Raw genomic sequence first — 2,893 nt, 5'->3', positions numbered from 1 at the left:
AGCGGCCGACGGGGCGGTAACAAATAATTTTGTTCACAGATTGGATGAATTCGGGAAACTATATCCTGAACAAGACAGCCCTGCACATGATCGCTTTAATGGATATCAAGCATTGGTAAGTAAAGGTATTATTGGAATTCAGGATGTTCCGGAAAGTACCTTCAGCGGTCTTGTTGAAGATTCCAGTTATTACAAAGATATGGAAACAGGCCGCAGGATAGAACGACCAGATGCCGAATTTTATAAACAGCAGTTTATTGAGCAATTGGCAAAAGGGGAAATCGTTGCAGATGACGATTTGAAGACTATTGCCGAAAGAACTCCTGAGATTGCTTCCATACTAAATGCGCATATCAGCTTAAATAAGTTTAATATCCCTCTCATTATTGGCAGCAATGACAAACAGCAAAAGGATGTTTCCCCATTTATTGCCTCGCTTGCCCATAAAAATCCATGGAATACCTATTACCGTACAACCTTTGATTACCGACAAAGAAAAGTTATTCGTCGTGTCGCATCAGGTGCCAAAGATGCTGCGATTAACGGTATATTGGAAATACCCTTTCAAGCTGCGGACTTTAGCAGCGCGGGCATCAATGTTATATTTGATACAGATCTCCCTGTTTCCAGAAGCATTATGGGACAAAAAGCCAAGCATGGTGCAGGTTCGGGTGAGTTGATAATTGATGCGGGAATCAATGCAGTCAGTGTATATCCGCCGGTTGCGGCAGGACTTGCCTCATGGGGAGTGGGCGACAGCATCGCGAATAACAATCCTGAACAGCTAGGGTCGAGCTTGGCTGGATTGGGCAGTTCATTTGTTCTTGCTAAGACGGTGGGAAACCCAGCATATCGGATTGATTGGGGCGGACTGCCGACAACATCTTCCTTGAAGCTGCAGCAAATGGGGAGTATCAACCCTCCTCGGCTAACCAAAATTCCTGCAAACGAATTGGATGTCAAGAGTTATGGCGAAGCGAAAAAAGGAGATGTTAAAGGAGATAATTTAGAACATGACCATATTCCTTCTTTTGCAGCTTTAGTAGCAGCAAATGAAAAAATACTGGGTCGTTCTTTAACTGCATCAGAATTGAGGCAATTAAAAAATGAATCTACAGCTATAACACTGCCACATGAACTTCATAAGCAGAGTAGGACATATAAGGGCAGAAACACTCAGGAACAAATTCAAGAAGATGCTCAAAATCTTTGTGCAGCTCAATGTAAAGACTTGGCTGTACTTGAAAAGAAGCTTGAAAAATCTGGAAAATATACAAAATCTGAAATTGAACAAGCAATTAAAGAAATTAAAGAAAAAAATGAGATAAGAGGTATTAAGTTATGGTAATTATGAAACCAGAATTGGAAAATATTTGGGATATAGAACAAAATGACAAAACTATTTGGGAAATATTAGGGTTACCTTCATCCAATTGTTACGTAAATACTGAATGGGAGAGAGACCTAGGTTATATTTATCACGAGTTCTTTGATTTTGGAATTAGTATTTTATTTATTAATAATAAATTAGATACAATATTTTTTTCATGAAAGAAAAAGATGGTTTCAAAAAAACTGATTTATTACCATTTAATTTCATATCTATTCATGATGGTATAAAGAAAATTGAAGAAAATAAATTATATGATAAGAAGGAAATCCTGAATAATGGAAGAAATATTAATTATTTTGTTAATAATATTAAAATTAATTTAACTATTAATACACATAATGAGATTGAACTATTGGCAATTCAACAAACCATTGTCTGTATAAAGTCTAAAATTTACAGTAAACCTCAACCTACATAAAATACCCATAACGCAAATCGCTGCTTACACGAATCCTTCACGTAGAGTTTATGTGCAAGCCATAGCCCATATGAAACCTAAACTCAACAAGTAGGATGTGTGCGGAACGCACGCATGCGGTTCTCAAGGTTTGAGCTAAAAGGTCGTCTGAAACAACAAATACGGTTTCAGACGACCTTTCTTTTAACAAACCGCCACAGCAATCAGACAAAAGCAACCTACATCACCTTATGAACTGAAACTGTCCAATCAACCGTAGTTCGATAAATATGCCGAAGCCCTCAAGCGCGAAGTCGAAAAACGCGAAGGCAGAAAAATCAGCAGCCGAGAAGCGGCAATGAGAATCCGCAGGCAGATACTGCGCTGGGTGGACAAAGGTTCCCAAGACGGCTATACCGACCAAACGGTTATTTCCACAATCGGCATGAAAGGCGAAGACAAAGCCTTGGGTTATACTTGGGACTACCGCGACTACGGCGCAAGAAATCCGCAAGCCTACAATGATCCGAAACTGTTTGAGGAATACCGCCGACAGGACAAACCCGAATACCGCAATCTGACCTGGTTGCACAGCGGGACGAAAGACACCAAAATCAGGCATGAAGAGCGGAAAAACGAAGAGCTTGCGCTGAACGTTGCCGACGGGCTGACGAGCTTTGTCAACCCCAATCCGAGGATAAAAGCCCCGATTCTTGCAGGCATCCGTAATCTGGGAAACATCAAGCCGACCGTTACCGGCAGCGATCCCTTATTGGCGGGGGTCGGGAATATCCGTATTCCTGCAAACGGCAATGTTGCGAAGGGGGACAGGATTCCGGATGCGGCATTGGCGGCGAAGAATCATCAAAAGAATGATTTTGGTACGTTTAAAGGACAGGGAGCAGAGTCTTCTATACCTGTCCCTCAAGCTATCTCAATAAAAATTAAAAATCCAGATAAAACGATTAGTGAAACTACTTATAAATCTAATCCTAAACATACTCCTGGAGACCTTTGCAAAATTCCCCAAAATCCCCTAAATTCCCACCAAGACATTTAGGGGATTTCTCATGAGCACCTTCTTCCAACAAACCGCACAAGCC

2 protein-coding genes and 1 pseudogene are annotated in these 2,893 nt (G+C 40.9%); all 3 read left to right on the top strand.

All coding sequences use genetic code 11. The features are described 5' to 3' along the window. A partial coding sequence (locus tag NSCA4_RS15640; protein ID WP_036538607.1) for a hypothetical protein occupies window positions 1-1,348 on the top strand: 1,348 nt, incomplete at its 5' end. Between the two features lie 199 nt (window positions 1,349-1,547). Beyond that, complete coding sequence (locus NSCA4_RS0111465) at window positions 1,548-1,811, top strand: hypothetical protein (RefSeq protein ID WP_016688250.1); 264 nt, start codon at window positions 1,548-1,550, stop codon at window positions 1,809-1,811. A gap of 262 nt (window positions 1,812-2,073) precedes the next feature. Continuing rightward, window positions 2,074-2,646, top strand: a pseudogene (locus NSCA4_RS13240) (hypothetical protein); the annotation flags it as partial. Between the last annotated feature and the right edge of the window lie 247 nt (window positions 2,647-2,893).

The organism is Neisseria sicca 4320 (genome assembly GCF_000193735.1).
Taxonomy (GTDB): Bacteria; Pseudomonadota; Gammaproteobacteria; order Burkholderiales; family Neisseriaceae; genus Neisseria; species Neisseria sicca_E.
This window is presented reverse-complemented; position numbering and strand designations above follow the sequence as displayed.